This window comes from Streptomyces sp. NPDC099050 (assembly GCF_044759865.1).
Classification (GTDB): Bacteria; Actinomycetota; Actinomycetes; order Streptomycetales; family Streptomycetaceae; genus Streptomyces.
In genome coordinates, this window is sequence record NZ_JBIWAE010000006.1 from 283,923 (window position 1) to 299,292 (window position 15,370).

15 protein-coding genes are annotated in these 15,370 nt (G+C 70.5%); 8 read left to right on the top strand and 7 right to left on the bottom strand.

The annotated features are described in order from the left end of the window. The first annotated feature begins 169 nt into the window (after nt 1-169). The 4 genes from ACIQV3_RS13410 to ACIQV3_RS13425 all read left to right on the top strand — a co-directional run bounded on the left by ACIQV3_RS13410 (nt 170) and on the right by ACIQV3_RS13425 (nt 5,052). Entirely contained in the window at nt 170-1,450 is a 1,281-nt protein-coding gene (locus ACIQV3_RS13410) for an extracellular solute-binding protein (protein ID WP_403712533.1), read from the top strand. A 171-nt stretch (nt 1,451-1,621) separates the two neighbouring features. After that, nucleotides 1,622-2,644 carry a carbohydrate ABC transporter permease gene (locus ACIQV3_RS13415; RefSeq protein ID WP_403712534.1) on the top strand — a complete coding sequence of 341 codons (1,023 nt, stop codon included), beginning with the start codon at nt 1,622-1,624 and terminating at the stop codon, nt 2,642-2,644. 110 nt (nt 2,645-2,754) lie between these two features. After that, the gene (locus ACIQV3_RS13420; protein WP_403712615.1) at nt 2,755-3,537 is read left to right on the top strand and encodes a carbohydrate ABC transporter permease; all 783 of its coding nucleotides are present in this window, start codon (nt 2,755-2,757) and stop codon (nt 3,535-3,537) included. A 6-nt stretch (nt 3,538-3,543) separates the two neighbouring features. Further along, on the top strand, nt 3,544-5,052 hold the full coding sequence (locus ACIQV3_RS13425) for a glycoside hydrolase family 3 protein (protein WP_403712535.1): 1,509 nt from the start codon (nt 3,544-3,546) through the stop codon (nt 5,050-5,052). A gap of 165 nt (nt 5,053-5,217) precedes the next feature. Here the strand turns inward: ACIQV3_RS13425 and nagB are convergent, their stop codons facing one another. Both nagB and ACIQV3_RS13435 read right to left on the bottom strand, forming a co-directional pair. Further along, complete coding sequence (gene nagB / locus ACIQV3_RS13430) at nt 5,218-6,003, bottom strand: glucosamine-6-phosphate deaminase (protein WP_403712536.1); 786 nt, start codon at nt 6,001-6,003, stop codon at nt 5,218-5,220. Nucleotides 6,004-6,147: 144 nt separating this feature from the next. After that, a complete protein-coding gene (locus tag ACIQV3_RS13435) occupies nt 6,148-6,909 on the bottom strand; it encodes an SDR family oxidoreductase (protein ID WP_403712537.1) in 762 nt (253 codons plus the stop codon). 77 nt (nt 6,910-6,986) lie between these two features. Here ACIQV3_RS13435 and ACIQV3_RS13440 point away from each other — a divergent pair, with 77 nt between their 5' ends. Next, a complete protein-coding gene (locus ACIQV3_RS13440) occupies nt 6,987-7,580 on the top strand; it encodes a TetR/AcrR family transcriptional regulator (RefSeq protein ID WP_403712538.1) in 594 nt (197 codons plus the stop codon). 434 nt (nt 7,581-8,014) lie between these two features. Further along, nucleotides 8,015-9,484 (top strand): sensor histidine kinase, encoded by a 1,470-nt coding sequence (locus ACIQV3_RS13445; protein ID WP_403712616.1) that lies wholly within the window; start codon nt 8,015-8,017, stop codon nt 9,482-9,484. 160 nt (nt 9,485-9,644) lie between these two features. Here ACIQV3_RS13445 and ACIQV3_RS13450 read toward each other — a convergent pair whose 3' ends face one another. After that, nucleotides 9,645-9,902 (bottom strand): WhiB family transcriptional regulator, encoded by a 258-nt coding sequence (locus tag ACIQV3_RS13450; RefSeq protein ID WP_004937597.1) that lies wholly within the window; start codon nt 9,900-9,902, stop codon nt 9,645-9,647. A gap of 332 nt (nt 9,903-10,234) precedes the next feature. Beyond that, a complete protein-coding gene (locus tag ACIQV3_RS13455) occupies nt 10,235-11,200 on the bottom strand; it encodes a diacylglycerol/lipid kinase family protein (RefSeq protein ID WP_403712539.1) in 966 nt (321 codons plus the stop codon). A gap of 84 nt (nt 11,201-11,284) precedes the next feature. Between ACIQV3_RS13455 and ACIQV3_RS13460 the strand changes: the two genes are divergently transcribed. Then, the gene (locus ACIQV3_RS13460; RefSeq protein WP_403712540.1) at nt 11,285-11,719 is read left to right on the top strand and encodes a hypothetical protein; all 435 of its coding nucleotides are present in this window, start codon (nt 11,285-11,287) and stop codon (nt 11,717-11,719) included. An 18-nt stretch (nt 11,720-11,737) separates the two neighbouring features. Here ACIQV3_RS13460 and ACIQV3_RS13465 read toward each other — a convergent pair whose 3' ends face one another. The 3 genes from ACIQV3_RS13465 to ACIQV3_RS13475 form a co-directional block, all read right to left on the bottom strand. Then, complete coding sequence (locus ACIQV3_RS13465; RefSeq protein WP_403712541.1) at nt 11,738-12,811, bottom strand: RNA polymerase sigma factor SigF; 1,074 nt, start codon at nt 12,809-12,811, stop codon at nt 11,738-11,740. Continuing rightward, a complete protein-coding gene (locus ACIQV3_RS13470; protein ID WP_112452126.1) occupies nt 12,808-13,221 on the bottom strand; it encodes an anti-sigma regulatory factor in 414 nt (137 codons plus the stop codon). The genes ACIQV3_RS13465 and ACIQV3_RS13470 overlap by 4 nt, the downstream gene beginning before the upstream one ends. Before the next feature lie 236 nt (nt 13,222-13,457). Further along, nucleotides 13,458-13,718, bottom strand: a complete 261-nt coding sequence (locus ACIQV3_RS13475) for a UBP-type zinc finger domain-containing protein (protein ID WP_383952157.1) — start codon at nt 13,716-13,718, stop codon at nt 13,458-13,460. Between the two features lie 63 nt (nt 13,719-13,781). Here ACIQV3_RS13475 and ACIQV3_RS13480 point away from each other — a divergent pair, with 63 nt between their 5' ends. After that, nucleotides 13,782-15,359, top strand: a complete 1,578-nt coding sequence (locus ACIQV3_RS13480) for a Na+/H+ antiporter (protein ID WP_403712542.1) — start codon at nt 13,782-13,784, stop codon at nt 15,357-15,359. Nucleotides 15,360-15,370: the final 11 nt, after the last annotated feature.

Genomic DNA, 15,370 nt, shown 5'->3' on the forward strand with positions numbered 1-15,370 from the left:
GAGCACCCGCTCATTAGACCCTTGACACCCCTAAAGGTCTAGGCCAAGCTCCAGCTACTGGTCTACACCAATATGGATCGGATCCCGGCCCCACGGGCAGTACTTGGTGCTTTTTGAGTCACCGCGGCGGGCAAGGGAAGTTGCAGGCAGCATCCCTGAGGAGGGTGGCGTGAAGCGCAAGCTCATCGTGGCGGTCAGTGTCGTTGGAATGATGGCCGGAGTCGCGGCGTGCGGCAACGGCGACGACGGCAAGGCCAAGGCCGACGCGGGCCCCAAGGAGATCACCGTCTGGGTGATGGACGGCTCCGCGCCGAAGGCCTGGATCGACGCGGTCAACGCCGAGTTCTCGGCCAAGCACCCCGGCGTCACGGTCAAGGTCGAGACGCAGCAGTGGAAGGGCATCCAGGAGAAGGTCACCACGGCCCTCTCCGAGGACACCCCGCCGGACGTCCTGGAGCTCGGTAACACCCAGACCGCCGGTTACGCGGTCACCGGCGGCCTCGCCGAGCTGACGAAGGACAAGGCGAAGCTCGGCGCGGACGCCTGGGCGAAGGGCATGCTGGCCTCGGCGGAGATCGACGGCAAGCTGTACTCCGCTCCGTGGTACGCGGCCAACCGCGTCGTGGTCTACGACAAGAAGGCCTACGCGAAGGCCGGCGTCACCCCGCCGACCACCCGCGACGAGTGGGTCGCCGGTCTGGAGAAGCTGAAGGCGGCCGACCCGAAGTCGCAGCCGATCTACCTGCCCGGTCAGAGCTGGTACGTCCTCGCGGGCTTCATCTGGGACGAGGGCGGCGACCTCGCCACCAAGGACGGCGCCAAGTGGAAGGGTGGCCTCGCCACCCCCCAGGCCGCTTCCGCGATGGACTTCTACAAGAAGCTCCAGTCCTTCTCCACGGCCCCGAAGGACAAGGACGAGGCGACCCCGCAGCAGTCCACCGACATCGTTCCCAAGGGCGGCGTCTCGTCCTGGATCGGTCTCGGCTGGGAGGCCGGCGGCGCGGAGAAGGCGCTGAAGGACGCGGGCAAGGAAGCCGACTTCGGTTACTTCCCGATCCCGGGCAAGACCGCCGACAAGCCGGGCACCGTCTTCCTCGGTGGCTCGAACCTGGCGATCGCCGAGCGTTCCAAGAACAAGGACCTCGCCAAGGAGTGGCTGGCCCTCGCCGCAGGCAAGGACCAGATGACCAAGTACGCCGCCGAGACCAAGGGCGCGCTGCTCCCGAACCAGGTGGGCGCGAACTTCGCTCCGCCGGCGGGCTCCTTCGCCGAGGCCATGGCCAAGGCCGGCGCCAACGGCAAGATCACCCCGGTGACCCCGGGCTGGGCGAACGTCGAGACCGAGCCCAACCCGATCAAGGACTTCATGACCAAGGTCCTGAACGGCACCGACCCGGCCAAGGCCGGCGCGGACGCGGACACCGAGATCGCGAACCGCATCAACAAGTAACACCCGGCACCACCTGAAGTACGCAGTACCAGCAGTGATCGCACCGGGGGGTGCGGCGGGCGCCCGAGCGCCCGCCGCGCCCCCGGTCGCGCATTGACAGAAGTAAGCGCCGCCTGCTCCGAGCGGGGAAGCGGGTGCGGGTCGCCACAGTCAACCGCGAGGAAGCCAGACATGACCGTGCACTCCCAGGGAGCGGCGACCTCCGCTCCACAGGACGCACCACAGAAGTCCGTCGGGGTGGCCAAGACGCCGCCGCCCGCCGGAGCCGGGGCAGCGTCCAAGTCTCCTCGCGGGGGCAGAAAGTCGCTCCCCGCAGGGTGGTGGCCCTACCTCCTGGTCGGGCCGGCCGTGCTCAGCATGGCGGGCCTGCTGCTGTATCCGCTGATCAAGAACATCATCCTGTCGTTCCAGACGGTCGACAAGGTCGAGTTCATCCAGCGGAAGGCGCCGTTCGCCGGCCTGGACAACTACACCCAGCTGCTGAGCGACTCGCAGTTCTGGACCGTGGTGGTCCGAAGCTTCGCCTTCACCGCGGCCAACGTCGCGCTGATCATGATCATCGGCAGCCTCATAGGCATCCTGCTGAACAAGCTCGGCAAATGGATGCGCCTGGTCCTGTCGATGGCGCTGGTGATGGCCTGGGCCATGCCGATCGTCGCCTCCGTGACCGTCTTCCAGTGGCTGTTCGACGAGCAGTTCGGCGTCATGAACTGGCTGATGCGCACGCTCGGCTTCTCCGGCTACGACCAGCACAACTGGTTCAGCACCGGCTTCTCCACCCTCGTGATCGTGACGGTCCTGGTGGTCTGGGGCTCGATCCCCTTCGTGGCCCTCAACATGTACGCCGGTCTGACCACGGTCAGCGGCGAACTGTACGAGGCCGCCCGGATGGACGGCGCCAACGGCTGGCAGACCTTCTGGAAGGTCGTCTTCCCGAACCTGAAGTCGTTCTTCCTCGTCACCACGTTCCTCGAGGTGATCTGGGTCTTCAAGGCCTTCACCCAGGTGTACGCGATGAAGGCCGGCGGTCCCGACCGCGGCTCCGAGATCCTGCCCGTCTTCGCCTACGTGGAGGGTCAGAGCCAGTTCCACTACGGCCTGGCCGCGGCGATCTCCGTCCTGACGATCCTGATGCTCGTGATCGTCATGTCCTTCTACTTCCGTCTGATCCTGAAGCAGGAGGAGGAGCAGTGACCACCACCACCGCCCCGAAGCCCGCGACGTCCGCGCCGTCCGCGAAGCCCGCACAGGCGCGCAACCGCCGGCCGGTCCGCCCCGGCGCCGTCGCCAAGAACCTCGGCGCCCTGCTCCTGGCCGTCGTCTTCATCTTCCCCGTCTACTGGATGTTCTCCTCGGCGCTCAAGCCGTCCAGCGAGATCCTGTCCAAGGACCCCGTCTTCGTCTTCACCCCGACGCTGGACAACTTCACCAAGGCCACCGGCGTCGACCTGTTCTGGACCTACGTCACGAACAGCCTGATCGTCACCGTCGGCGCCGTCGCCCTGGCCCTGCTCGTCGCCCTCGCCGCGAGCTTCGCCATCGCCCGGATGAAGTTCAAGGGCCGCAAGGGCCTCGTGCTCGCCGTGATGCTGGCCCAGATGGCGCCCTGGGAGGTCATGGTCATCGCGATGTACATGATCGTCCGCGACGCCGAGATGCTGAACAACCTCGGCGTGCTGACCGCGATCTACTTCGTGATGGTTCTTCCCTTCACCATCTGGACCCTGCGCGGCTTCATCGCCGCGGTCCCGGTGACCCTGGAGGAAGCCGCCCAGATCGACGGCTGCACCCGCGGCCAGGCCTTCCGCAAGGTGATCTTCCCGCTGCTGGCCCCCGGCCTGATGTCCACCTCGCTCTTCGGCTTCATCACGGCCTGGAACGAGTTCGCGATGGTCCTGATCCTGCACAAGGACAAGACCGCGCAGACCCTGCCGCTGTGGCTCACCCAGTTCCAGACGGCCTTCGGCAACGACTGGGGCGCCACCATGGCCGCTTCCTCGCTCTTCGCGGTCCCGGTCCTGCTCATCTTCGTCTTCCTCCAGCGCAAGGCCGTCGGCGGCATGACCGCCGGCGCCGTGAAGGGATAACGGCCCATGACTGTCCTTGCGCACCGCACAACTGCGTCCGATTCGAACGACGACCTCACCCGGGACGCCCTCGCGGTCCTCCAGCCCGGCTTCGAGGGCACCACCGCCCCCGCCTGGCTGCGGCGCCAGGTCGCCGAAGGCCTCACCGCCGTCGGCCTCTTCGGCCGCAACATCACCTCGCCCGAGCAGCTCGCCGCGCTGACCGCGCAGCTGCGTACCGAGCGGGACGACGTCCTCGTCGCCATCGACGAGGAGGGCGGCGACGTCACCCGCCTGGAGGTCCGGGGCGGCTCCTCCTTCCCCGGCAACCTGGCCCTCGGCGCCGTGGACGACGTGGACCTGACCCGCGACGTCGCCCGCGAGCTGGGCCGCCGGCTCGCCGAGTGCGGGGTCAACCTCAACTGGGCCCCGTCCGCGGACGTCAACTCCAACCCGGACAACCCGGTCATCGGCGTACGGTCCTTCGGCGCCGACACCCACCTCACCGCCCGGCACACCGCCGCGTACGTCGAAGGCCTCCAGGCCGCCGGCGTCGCCGCCTGCACCAAGCACTTCCCGGGCCACGGCGACACCAACGTCGACTCGCACCACGCGCTGCCGCGCATCGACGTGGACCTCGACACCCTGGCCGCGCGGGAGCTCGTACCCTTCCGGGCCGCCATCGAGGCCGGCACGAAGGCCGTCATGAGCGCCCACATCCTGGTGCCCGCCCTGGACCCGACCCGCCCGGCCACCCTCAGCCCGCAGATCCTGACCGGTCTGCTGCGCAAGGAGCTCGGCTACGAGGGGCTCATCGTCACCGACGGCATGGAGATGCACGCCATCGCCGGGACGTACGGGATCGAGCGCGGCTCGGTGCTGGCCATCGCGGCCGGCGCCGACGCCATCTGCGTCGGCGGCGGGCTCGCCGACGAGGCCACGGTCCTGCGCCTGCGCGACGCGCTGGTCACGGCCGTCCGCGAGGGCTCGCTCCCGGAGGAGCGCCTCGCCGAGGCCGCCGCCCGGGTCCGCTCACTGGCCGAGTGGACCCGCCAGGTCCGCCGGGGGGCGCGGCCGGAGGGGAGCAGCGCGCCCGGCATCGGACTGGCGGCGGCCCGCCGCGCGGTGGTCGTGACGGGTTCGCCCCAGGCGGCCGCCCCGGTGAACGCCCCGTACATCGCCACGCTCAGCCCGGTGGCGAACATCGCCGTCGGCGACGAGACCCCGTGGGGGGTGGCCGGGGAGGTATCCGCGCTGATCCCGGGCACCGAGTCGGGCGTGTACCCGCAGGGTTCGACCGCGGCCGAGGTCCTGGCCGCCGCGGGGAACCGCACCGTCGTCGCGGTGGTCCGCGACGCGCACCGGCACCCCTGGATGACCGAGGCCCTGGACGCGCTCGTCGCGGCGCGGCCGGAGACGATCGTGGTCGAGATGGGCCTGCCGCGGGCCGAGCCCCGCGGCGCGCTGCACATCGCGACGCACGGCGCCGCCCGGGTGTGCGGCAGGGCCGCCGCCGAGGTGATCGCGGGGGTGTAGTGGACCCCTGCGGGCCGGCTGCCGGAGCTCCGCTCCGGACCCCGGCCCGCCAAACGCCGGCGGGGCTGGAAGATCCAGCCCCGCCGGCGTTGTGCGTACCGGCACGCGAAGAAGGGCCGGACTCCCGCAGGGGGAGTCCGGCCCTTCTTCGCGTACCGGTACGGCTTACAGACCCTGCCAGGCGGGCTTGTTGGTGAAGGCGTGGCGGAAGTAGTCCGCGAGCTTCAGCTTGGACGCGGCGGCCTCGTCCACGATCACCGTGGCGTGGCGGTGCAGCTGGAGCGCCGAGGCCGGCACGAGCGCGGACAGCGGGCCCTCGACGGTCTGCGCGACGGCCTCCGCCTTGCCCTCGCCGGTGGCCAGCAGGACCAGGTGGCGGGCGTCGAGGATGGTGCCGATGCCCTGGGTGATGACGTGGTGGGGCACCTGGTCTATGTCGTTGTCGAAGAAGCGCGCGTTGTCCACGCGGGTCTGCTCCGTCAGCGTCTTGATGCGGGTGCGGGAGGCGAGCGAGGAGCAGGGCTCGTTGAAGCCGATGTGCCCGTCCGTGCCGATGCCGAGGAGCTGGAGGTCCACGCCGCCGGCGGCCGCGAGCGCGCGGTCGTAGGCGTCGCAGGCGCCGACGATGTCCTCGGCCGAACCGTCCGGGCCCATGAAGGAGTCCTCGGACAGGCCCAGCGGCTCCACGACCTCGCGCAGGACGACGGCGCGGTAGGACTCCGGGTGCCCGGCCGGCAGGCCGACGTACTCGTCGAGCTGGCAGACGCGGGCCCTGGAGGCGTCGACCAGACCGGCCTTCACCTTGGCGGCGAGCGCCTCGTAGATGGGCAGCGGCGTGGAGCCGGTCGCCACGCCGAGCAGGGCGTCGGGCTTGCGGCGGACCAGGGCGGCCATGGCCTCCGCGATGAGTTCGCCGCCTGCCTTGGCGTCCGGGACGATGACAACTTCCACGCGGGGCCTGCCGATCTGGAGTGTGACATTGTGGTATAGACCAATCTAGCAGAGGCGAGGCCCCGTTGCCGGGTCTTCGCGCACACTCCATGGTGGGCCGGATCCGCCGCCCCGGCCTCCCGGGCCGGGGGCGGCGGGCGTCCCCTAAAGCAGCGAGAGCTGGAGCCCGCCCGTGACGGGGAGGTGCTGGCCCGTGACCCAGCGGGAGTCCGGGGAGGCCAGGAAGGCGACCACGTCCGCGACCTCCTGCGGGGTGCCGAGCCGGTCGAAGACGGAGCGGGAGGCGGCGTGCGCGCGGGCCGCCGGGTCCGCGAGCCAGGCGGCGTTCAGGTCGGTCTCCACGATGCCGGGACCCACCGAGTTCACCGTGATGTTCCGGGGCGCGAGCTCGGCGGCAAGGGAGACCGTCAGCGCGTTCACCGCGCCCTTGGCCATGACCGTCGCGAGGATCGCGGGCAGGGCGATGTCCGGGGTGCCGGTCACGTTCACGATCCGGCCGCCGTCCCGCAGCCGCTCCAGGCCGTGCCGGATCACGAAGAACGGCGCCTTCGCGTTGAGCGCGTGCGCCCGGTCGTACGTCTCCTCGTCGGTGGCGCCGATCCCGGCGAAGGTGGCCCCGCCCGCGTTGTTCACCAGTACGTCGACCTCTTCGGTGGCCAGCGGATGGGCGGCGTACGCCGCCCAGAGGGCCTCTGCGCCGCCCGGGACGGCGAGCTCCGCCCCGACCGCGAAGGCGCGGCCCCCGGCCGCCTCGATGGCCCCCACGGTCTCCTTGGCCGCCGCCTCGTTGGACCCGTAGCCCACCGCGACCAGTGCTCCGTCGCGGGCCAGGCGCTGAGCGATGGCCCGCCCGATGCCCCGGCTGCCGCCCGTGACCAGTGCCGTCTTCCCCTTGAGCACGCCCATGGCGCGCCCCCTTTCGATAGTGGTCGCTACAGAAAGGACCGTATCAGATTTCGTAGCGGCCGCTATAGAATGAGTGCATGGTGACCGGACAGCGCGGCAGGCCCCGCTCCTTCGACCGTGACGCGGCCCTCGACAAGGCGATGCTCGCCTTCTGGGAGCGCGGCTACGAGGCGACGTCGATCTCCGACCTGACCGCCTCGCTCGGGATCAGCGCCCCGAGCCTCTACGCGGCCTTCGGAGACAAGCGCAAGCTCTTCGACGAGGTCGTGGTGGTCTACGGAGGCCGCTACGGGGACTTCGCGGCCGTGGCCCTCGCCGAGGAGCCCACCGCCCGCGCGGCGCTGGGGCGCATCCTGCACGAGGCGGCGGAGGTCTACACCGACCCCGCCCACCCGCCGGGCTGCATGGTGATCAGCGCGGCGGTCAACACCACCTCGGACGAGGTGGCGGAGGCGCTGCGGGTACGGCGCGAGGCCAACCTGGTGGCGTTCGAGAGCCGCGTCCGGGCCGATGTCGCCGCCGGAGTCCTGCCGGCCGGTACGGATACGTGGGCGCTGGCGCGCTATGCCGGAGCGGTGCTGCAGGGGATGTCCCAGCAGTCGCGCGACGGCGCGGGCCGGGCGGAGCTGGAGGCGGTGGCGGCGCTCGCCGTGGGGGCCTGGCCGCAGTAGGGGGCACGTCACCCGGCGGCACGTTCCGGCGCCGGATTCATCCGGGCCGCATTCCTCTGGGCCATATTCCGCTGGGCCACATTCCTCTGGGCCACGGTGCCGGACGGGACCCTCAGCCCGCCCGGCACCGTAGCCCGGAGTACTCACGGCCGTCGGGTGTGCGGTGCCCGACAGCCGGTGGGAGGTGACGCGCGGTCAGGGCAGAGCGCGCGGCTTACCTCGATCCGTCCTCCTGTGCGGGGAGGGCGGAAGCTTGATGCAATTGTGGACTAGACCAATCTGTTCTGTCCATCCAATGACGCGACCCGGGTTCCCGTCACTTCCTCCAAGCGTACGCGGAAGCGGGGTCTCCTGGATACTCCATAGTCACTTCGGGGAATCGCGCTGAGGAAAGTCATGGCCCGTACCCGGGGTACGCTCGCCACGTGCCCTCCATGAACGACCTCGTACGCCAGCACACCGCTCTCAGTGAAACCGACCTGGAGTGGCTCCACCTGCTGGTCTCGGAGTGGCAGCTGCTCTCCGACCTCTCCTTCGCGGACCTCGTGCTGTGGGTTCCGACCCTCGACGGCAGCCGCTACGTCTCGGTCGCGCAGATGCGCCCGAACACCGGCCCCACCTCGTACCAGGACGACATGGTCGGCCACCTGGTCCCGCGCGGCCGCCGTCCGCTGCTCGACGCCGCGCTCGACGAGGGCCGCATCGTGCGCGAGGGCGACCCGGAGTGGCGCGAGGAGGTGCCGGTCCGCGTCGAGTCGATCCCCGTGCGCCGGGAGGGCCGGGTCCTCGGCGTGATCGCACGCAACACCAACCTGCTCACTGTGCGTACACCGAGCCGGCTGGAGCTCACCTACCTTCAGTCCGCCTCCGACCTGGCCCAGATGATCGCGGCGGGCTCCTTCCCGTTCCCGGGCCAGCAGGTCGACATGGACGCCTCCCCGCGCGTCGGCGACGGCCTGATCCGGCTCGACGCCGAGGGCGTGGTGACGTACGCGTCCCCGAACGCGCTCTCCGCCTACCACCGGCTCGGCCTCGCCTCCGACCTGGTCGGCCAGCACCTGGGCACCATCACCTCCGAACTCGCGCCCTCGCGAGGCCCGGTGGACGAGGCGCTGGTCAAACTGGCCAGCGGCTGGGCGCCGCGCGAGACCGAGGCCGAGGGCAGCGGCGGGGTCATCCAGCTGCGGGCCATCCCGCTCAAGCCCAAGGGCACCCGGATCGGCTCGCTCGTCCTGTGCCGCGACGTCACGGAACTGCGTCGTCGCGAACGTGAATTGATCACCAAGGACGCGACCATCCGGGAGATCCACCACCGGGTGAAGAACAACCTCCAGACGGTGGCCGCGCTCCTGCGCCTGCAGGCCCGCCGAATGGATTCGCCGCAGGGGCGCGAGGCGCTGAACGAGGCCGTCCGCCGCGTCGGGTCGATCGCGATCGTGCACGAGACGCTGTCTCAGAACCTGGATGAGCGGGTCGAGTTCGACGAGATCGCCGACCGCGTGATCGCGATGGTCGCCGAGATCTCCCCGGGCAACGTCGCCTGCCGGCGCACCGGCCGTTTCGGCATCCTGGACGCGGAGGTCGCCACCCCGCTGTCGATGGTGCTGACGGAGATCCTCCAGAACGCCCTGGAACACGCCTTCACCCAGGGGGAGGGCGGCACCGTGGAGGTGTCCGCGGCCCGCTCGGGCAGCGGCCGCGCCGATGCCCGGCTGCTGATCTCGGTGGTCGACGACGGCTGCGGCCTGCCCGAGGGGTTCGACCCCCAGCGGGCCGGCAACCTGGGGCTGCAGATCGTAAGGACCCTGGTGGAGGGGGAGCTCGGCGGCAGCTTCGACATGGTCGCGTCCGAGCCGCGCGGCACCAAGGTCGTCCTCGACATACCGGCCAGTCCGCAGAAGTAGTGCACCGTTCCGGTGACTCAGAGTGACGTCACGGGGTCCTCATGGGCCCCGGACAGCACTGAACCCCGTACCGAATGGTTTTCGGTACGGGGTTCAAGAGCACGTTGCTGAGCGCTTAAATGGGTACTACGCGCTGCGGCTCGAGGCTCGAAAGTCGATGTCAGGCGGTTGCGTTGCGCGCCCGATTGCGAGCGGCGCGGCGCTTCATTGCGCGGCGCTCGTCCTCGCTGAGACCGCCCCAGACACCGGAGTCCTGACCGGACTCGAGCGCCCACTGCAGGCACTGCTCCATGACGGGGCAACGGCGGCAGACGGCCTTGGCTTCCTCGATCTGCAGCAGCGCAGGACCGGTGTTGCCGATGGGGAAGAAGAGTTCCGGGTCTTCCTCACGACAAACGGCGTTGTGACGCCAGTCCATGGCTGCTCCATCTCCTTGTATTGCGGGCAGGTTGCTTGTGAATGTGAACGCTTTCACGAATCCCTTCGTGAGGGAAGGGAGACCGCCCAGTTTGGGGAAAAACTCGCCCTGGGCTGCCGGAGATTCGTGGAGGGGTTCTGGCGGTCTGTGTGGGTGCCGGGTTCTGCGGGCTGTCCCGATCGCCATGTAGAGATTCGCAAACCTCGGACGGGGATACAACCCCTTCCGGAAAGTTTTTTTTGATTCGTCGGTGTCTACTAGGTCACAGCCCTACTTCCTAGGGGTGGACCGGCGTGTAAACGTTCGAGTGAAAGGACTTTCGGCCCTTCCGCTCACACAATCACACGCAGTGCACGGCGTACGCCTGTGAACCGAACGCTGGTGCGCAGCCCGAGGTGGTCTCCGTCCATCTGGAACGGAAGCGGCACCTTCGAATGCAAGGTGAAGTCCGTCAGATCGTGCAGAGACACCGCGTGCTTGCCGTGCGGGCCGCGCTCAGGAGTCGAGGTCAGGAGCTGTGTCGCGTAGCGGGCGACCGCCGGAGTTGACAAACGGTCCAGCGCCAACACGTCAAGTGCGGTGTCGAACGACGCCTCGGGGGAGGCGTAAAGCGGCCGGTTGCCCAGGTATGTCCAAGGTGACGTGTTGCACACTATCGACAGCACCAGGTCCGTCACCGGATCCGCGCCGGGGCGTTCCAGTGTCACCGTGCCGTGACGGCGGTTGGGCTCTTCCCAGAACTGGCGCATCAGCTGTCGCACGTACAGGGCATGGGTCGAACGCTTGCCCCGTTCCCGCTGCTGTTCCACGCGGCCCACGACGCCCGCGTCGAAGCCGAAGCCCGCGCAGAAGGTGAACCAGCGCGCCGGGACCGACTCGTCCTCCGTGCCCGGGGTGCCGGCCGCGAGCCCGAGGCCGACCGTCCGTTCGCGCCGTTCGCGCAGCGCGTCCAGCAGGGCGCCGGTCGCCTCGACGGCGTCGTTGGGCAGGCCGAGCGCGCGGGCGAAAACATTGGTGGAGCCGCCGGGGACCACCGCGAGGCCGGGCAGCCGGTCCGGATCGGGTCCCTGGTGCAGCAGCCCGTTGACCACTTCGTTGACGGTGCCGTCACCGCCCAGGGCCACGACCAGGTCCACGCCGGTCTCGGCCGCCCTGCGGCCCAGGTCCCGGGCGTGGCCGCGGTACTCGGTGGTGACCGCCTCCAGCTTCATCTCGCTGGCGAGCGCGTGGGTCAGGACGTCGCGCGTGCGCGCACTGGTCGTCGTCGCTGCTGGGTTGGCCACGAGGAGTGCACGCATGGGCGTCAGCCTACCGACCCGTTCGAAGGCGGCCGATACTGGCCGTCCCCTTCGGGGCGGGAGGGGCGCCGCTACCCTGCTGGGGTGAGTACGAAGCCCAGCCCCACCGTGTCCGCCGTCCCCGTCCCGCTGCCCCGCCGGCTGACCGCGGCCGCCGCGCTGACCGCGCTGGAGGGGCTGGCCCTGGCCGGGCCCGGCGTCGCCGACCTCTCCACGGCCGTCTTCGGCGGCGGCGACTCCCTGCAGGCCGCGACCGGCGGGGTCACCCTGCTCGTCCTGGCCGCGCTGCCGCTGGTCGCGGCGCGCGGGCTGCTGCTGCGCCGCCGCTGGAGCCGCGGCCCGGCGCTGATCACCCAGCTGATGTCGCTGCCGGTCGCCTGGATGCTGTGGACCGCGGGAGGGTCGATGCGGATCGCCGCCGCGGCCCTGGCGCTGGCCGCGGTGGCCGTCGCGGGCCTCCTGGTGAACCAGAAGGCCACCGAAGCACTGGGCATCGGGCCCGCGGAACAGGCCCGATAGCCCCTGCGGCCGGCTCCCCTACTCCTCGACCAGGAGCTTCTCGCGGAGCTGGGCCAGGGTGCGGGCCAGTAGCCGGGAGACGTGCATCTGGGAGATGCCGACCTCCTGGGCGATCTGCGACTGGGTCATGTTGCCGAAGAACCGCAGCAGCAGGATCCGCTTCTCCCGCGGCGGCAGTCCTTCGAGCAGCGGCTTGAGGGACTCGCGGTACTCGACGCCCTCCAGCGCCTCGTCCTCGGAGCCCAGGGTGTCCGCGACCGCCGGTGACTCGTCGTCGGTGTCCGGGACGTCCAGCGAGAGCGTGCTGTAGGCGTTGGCCGATTCCAGACCCTCCAGCACCTCCTCCTCGGAGATCCCCAGCCGCTCGGCCAGTTCGTGCACCGTGGGGGAGCGGCCGTGCTGCTGGGACAGTTCCGCCGTCGCCGTGGTCAGCGAGAGCCGCAGCTCCTGCAGGCGCCGGGGGACCCGTACGGCCCAGCCCTTGTCGCGGAAGTGGCGCTTGATCTCGCCGACCACCGTGGGCGTGGCGTACGTGGAGAACTCGACCCCGCGGTCCGGGTCGAAGCGGTCCACCGACTTGATCAGACCGATGGTGGCGACCTGGGTCAGGTCGTCCAGCGGCTCGCCCCGGTTGCGGAAGCGCCGGGCCAGGTGCTCGACCAGCGGCAGGTGCATCCGTACGAGCCGGTTGCGCAGCTCCGCCTTCTCCGGCGAGCCGTCGGGCAGCGCCCGGAGCTCGATGAAGAGGGCCCGCGCGCCGCTGCGGTCGCGCGGATCCGGCAGCGGCGCCGGCGCCGTGAACACCGGAGCCCGCAGGGCTTCGGTGGCTTCCGCGGCCAGTGGTGTGTCCGCGGCCGGGGCCACCGGCGGGGCCGTGGCAGCGGCCCCCGGTGGCTGGACCGGCAGTGTTTGGTCGTGCTGGTTCTCGCTCACAGGGCCCGCCCGTCGCTCCGCCGAGTCCAAAAAGCCGTTTTCCGCATCCGTGTCAGCCGGGTGCGGCCGGGCGTGCTGCTGCTCCGGAATGCCGCCGTCGACCTCGTGTCCTACCCGGGGTCGATCCCCGCCCCGCACCGGGACCTCCCCGCCGCTCACGCCGGGCCTGGTCCCGCGCCGCGCTGTTTGTAGAGGCTGATGCTCACCGTCTTGTCCTCCTCGACCGTGGCCTCGACCTTCCCGGCGAGCGCCGAGAGGACCGTCCACGCGAACGTGTCGCGCTCCGGGGCCCGGCCGTCGGTGGTCGGGGCGGAGACGGTCACCTCCAGCGAATCGTCGACCAACCGGAAGACGCAGCTGAGGACGGAGCCGGGCACGGCCTGCTGGAGCAGGATCGCGCAGGCCTCGTCCACCGCGATGCGGAGGTCCTCGATCTCGTCGAGGGTGAAGTCCAAACGTGCCGCGAGGCCGGCCGTGGCCGTCCGCAGCACCGACAGGTAGGCACCCGCAGCGGGCAGCCGGACTTCCACGAAGTCCTGGGTCCCGGGCTCGCCTGCGATCTGGGACACCCTCACCTCCAAGGTGGTACGAGCTCTGTTCGCCGGTGACGCTATCGCGATCCGGGCGATCGTGTCGCGGCACCCCTGTCGGAGGGTGCAGAACCCCTTTGAACTTAGCTGCACATAGCCGGCCGAAAGGCCGTGCCTGCGACCAGTGACTGATGGTAAGCCCATGGGGACGCACAGTGGCTAGGGGTCTGCGGGTCCAAATCAGGGGAACCGGCGGAGGGTTGACCTACCCCGCCTCAGACGATCGAACCGTCGACAAAACACCAGCGCCAGGTCTCACCCGGTTCGAAGCTGCGCATCACCGGATGTCCGGTCTCCCGGTGGTGCGCCGTGGCGTGCCGGTGGGGGGAGGAGTCGCAGCAGCCGACGTGCCCGCACCCCAGGCACATCCGGAGCTGGACGGGATGGCTGCCCAGCGCCAGACATTCGGGGCAGGTCTGGGCAAGCGGGACCGGCTCGGGGCGCGGCAGTTCGGGAACGTGGGTGCACTCGCTCATGATGGCCAGCGTACTGAGGTGCGGGCGCCCGGGATGACATGACTCAAGCGAGGATGATCTTCGATGGAGGTATTGCCGCTGGTGGCGCTGGTCGCCGGGTGCGCGGTCGTCGCGGGCCTGGCCCGCCGCACCCCGGTGCCCGCGCCGCTGCTGCTGGTCGCCGCCGGTCTGGCCGCGGCCTACGTGCCGGGCGTGCCGGAATACGACCTGGACCCGCACATCGTGCTGCCGCTGCTGCTCCCGCCGCTGCTCTACACGGCCGCGGTGGACAGCTCGTACCTGGACCTGCGGGCGAACATCCGGCCCGTGGCGCTGCTCTCGGTGGGGTACGTGCTCTTCGCGACGGTCGCCGTCGGGTACGCGGCGTACCTGGCGGTGCCGGGGCTCTCGCTGCCGGTGGCGCTGGTGCTGGGGGCGGTCATCGCCCCGCCCGACGCGGTCGCGGCCACGGCCATCGCCCGCAAGCTCGGGCTGCCGAACAGGATCACGACCATCCTCCAGGGTGAGTCCCTGGTCAACGACGCCACCGCGATCACCGCGTATAAGGTCGCGCTGGCGGCGGCCGTCGGGGCGAGCGCCGGCTGGACGGACGGGATCCAGGAGTTCCTGGTGGCCTCGGTGGGCGGGGTCGCGATGGGCCTGCTGCTGATGGTCCCGATCCACGTCCTGCGCACGAAGCTGCGCGAACCGCTCCTGCAGAACACCTTGTCGCTGCTGATCCCGTTCGTGGCCTACGCGGCCGCCGAGCGGGTGCACGCGTCGGGAGTGCTCGCGGTGGTGGTGGTCGCGCTGTACCTCGGGCACCGCAACTGGCAGGTCGACTTCGCGACCCGGCTCCAGGAGGAGGCGGTCTGGAAGATGGTCGCCTTCATCCTCGAATCGGTGGTCTTCGCGCTGATCGGGCTCCAGCTGCCGGTGGTGCTGAAGGGGCTGGGGGAGTACGAGGGCTCGGCCGCGGCGGGCTACGCCGTGGTGGTGTTCCTCGTCGTGGTGGCGGCCCGCTTCGCGTGGGTCTTCCCGGCGACCTTCCTGCCGAGGCTTTCGCAGCGGATCCGCGGGCGCGAGCCGGAGACGACCTGGAAGGCCCCGGTCATCGTGGGCTGGGCGGGCATGCGGGGCGTGGTCTCGCTGGCGATCGCCTTCTCCGTGCCGATGAGCGTGCCGCACCGCAACCTGATCCTGTTCCTGACCTTCACGACGGTGATCGGCACGCTGGTGGTCCAGGGCCTGACCCTGCCGCCGCTGATCCGGCTGCTGCGGCTGCCGCCCAAGGACGCCCACGCCGAGACCCTGGCGGAGGCCCAGGCCCAGAGCGAGGCCTCGCGGGCGGCGGAGGACCGGCTCACGGAACTCCTGGCCTCCCCCGCGAACGCCCTCCCGCCCCCGCTGGCGGACCGGCTGCACACCGTGCTGGAGCGGCGGCGCAACGCGGTGTGGGAGCGGCTGGGGGAGGTTAACGCGGTGACGGGCGAGTCCGCGGACGACGTCTACCGCCGTCTGGCGGGGGAGATGATCGCGGCGGAACGCGAGGTCTTCGTCTCCCTGCGCGACGCCCGCCGCATCGACGACGAAATGCTCCGGGCCCTGCTGCGCCGCCTGGACCTGGAGGAAGCGGCGGCGTACCGGGAGGAAGCGGGCTGAGGGGCCGCGCG

Excerpts from the sequence above, each read along its gene's own strand:
- ACIQV3_RS13415 (WP_403712534.1), top strand. The coding sequence starts at position 1,622 with ATGACCGTGCACTCCCAGGGAGCGGCGACCTCCGCTCCACAGGACGCA.
- ACIQV3_RS13425 (WP_403712535.1), top strand. The coding sequence starts at position 3,544 with ATGACTGTCCTTGCGCACCGCACAACTGCGTCCGATTCGAACGACGAC.
- ACIQV3_RS13435 (WP_403712537.1), bottom strand. The coding sequence starts at position 6,909 with ATGGGCGTGCTCAAGGGGAAGACGGCACTGGTCACGGGCGGCAGCCGG.
- ACIQV3_RS13440 (WP_403712538.1), top strand. The coding sequence starts at position 6,987 with ATGGTGACCGGACAGCGCGGCAGGCCCCGCTCCTTCGACCGTGACGCG.
- ACIQV3_RS13445 (WP_403712616.1), top strand. The coding sequence starts at position 8,015 with ATGAACGACCTCGTACGCCAGCACACCGCTCTCAGTGAAACCGACCTG.
- ACIQV3_RS13450 (WP_004937597.1), bottom strand. The coding sequence starts at position 9,902 with ATGGACTGGCGTCACAACGCCGTTTGTCGTGAGGAAGACCCGGAACTC.
- ACIQV3_RS13455 (WP_403712539.1), bottom strand. The coding sequence starts at position 11,200 with ATGCGTGCACTCCTCGTGGCCAACCCAGCAGCGACGACGACCAGTGCG.
- ACIQV3_RS13475 (WP_383952157.1), bottom strand. The coding sequence starts at position 13,718 with ATGAGCGAGTGCACCCACGTTCCCGAACTGCCGCGCCCCGAGCCGGTC.
- ACIQV3_RS13480 (WP_403712542.1), top strand. The coding sequence starts at position 13,782 with ATGGAGGTATTGCCGCTGGTGGCGCTGGTCGCCGGGTGCGCGGTCGTC.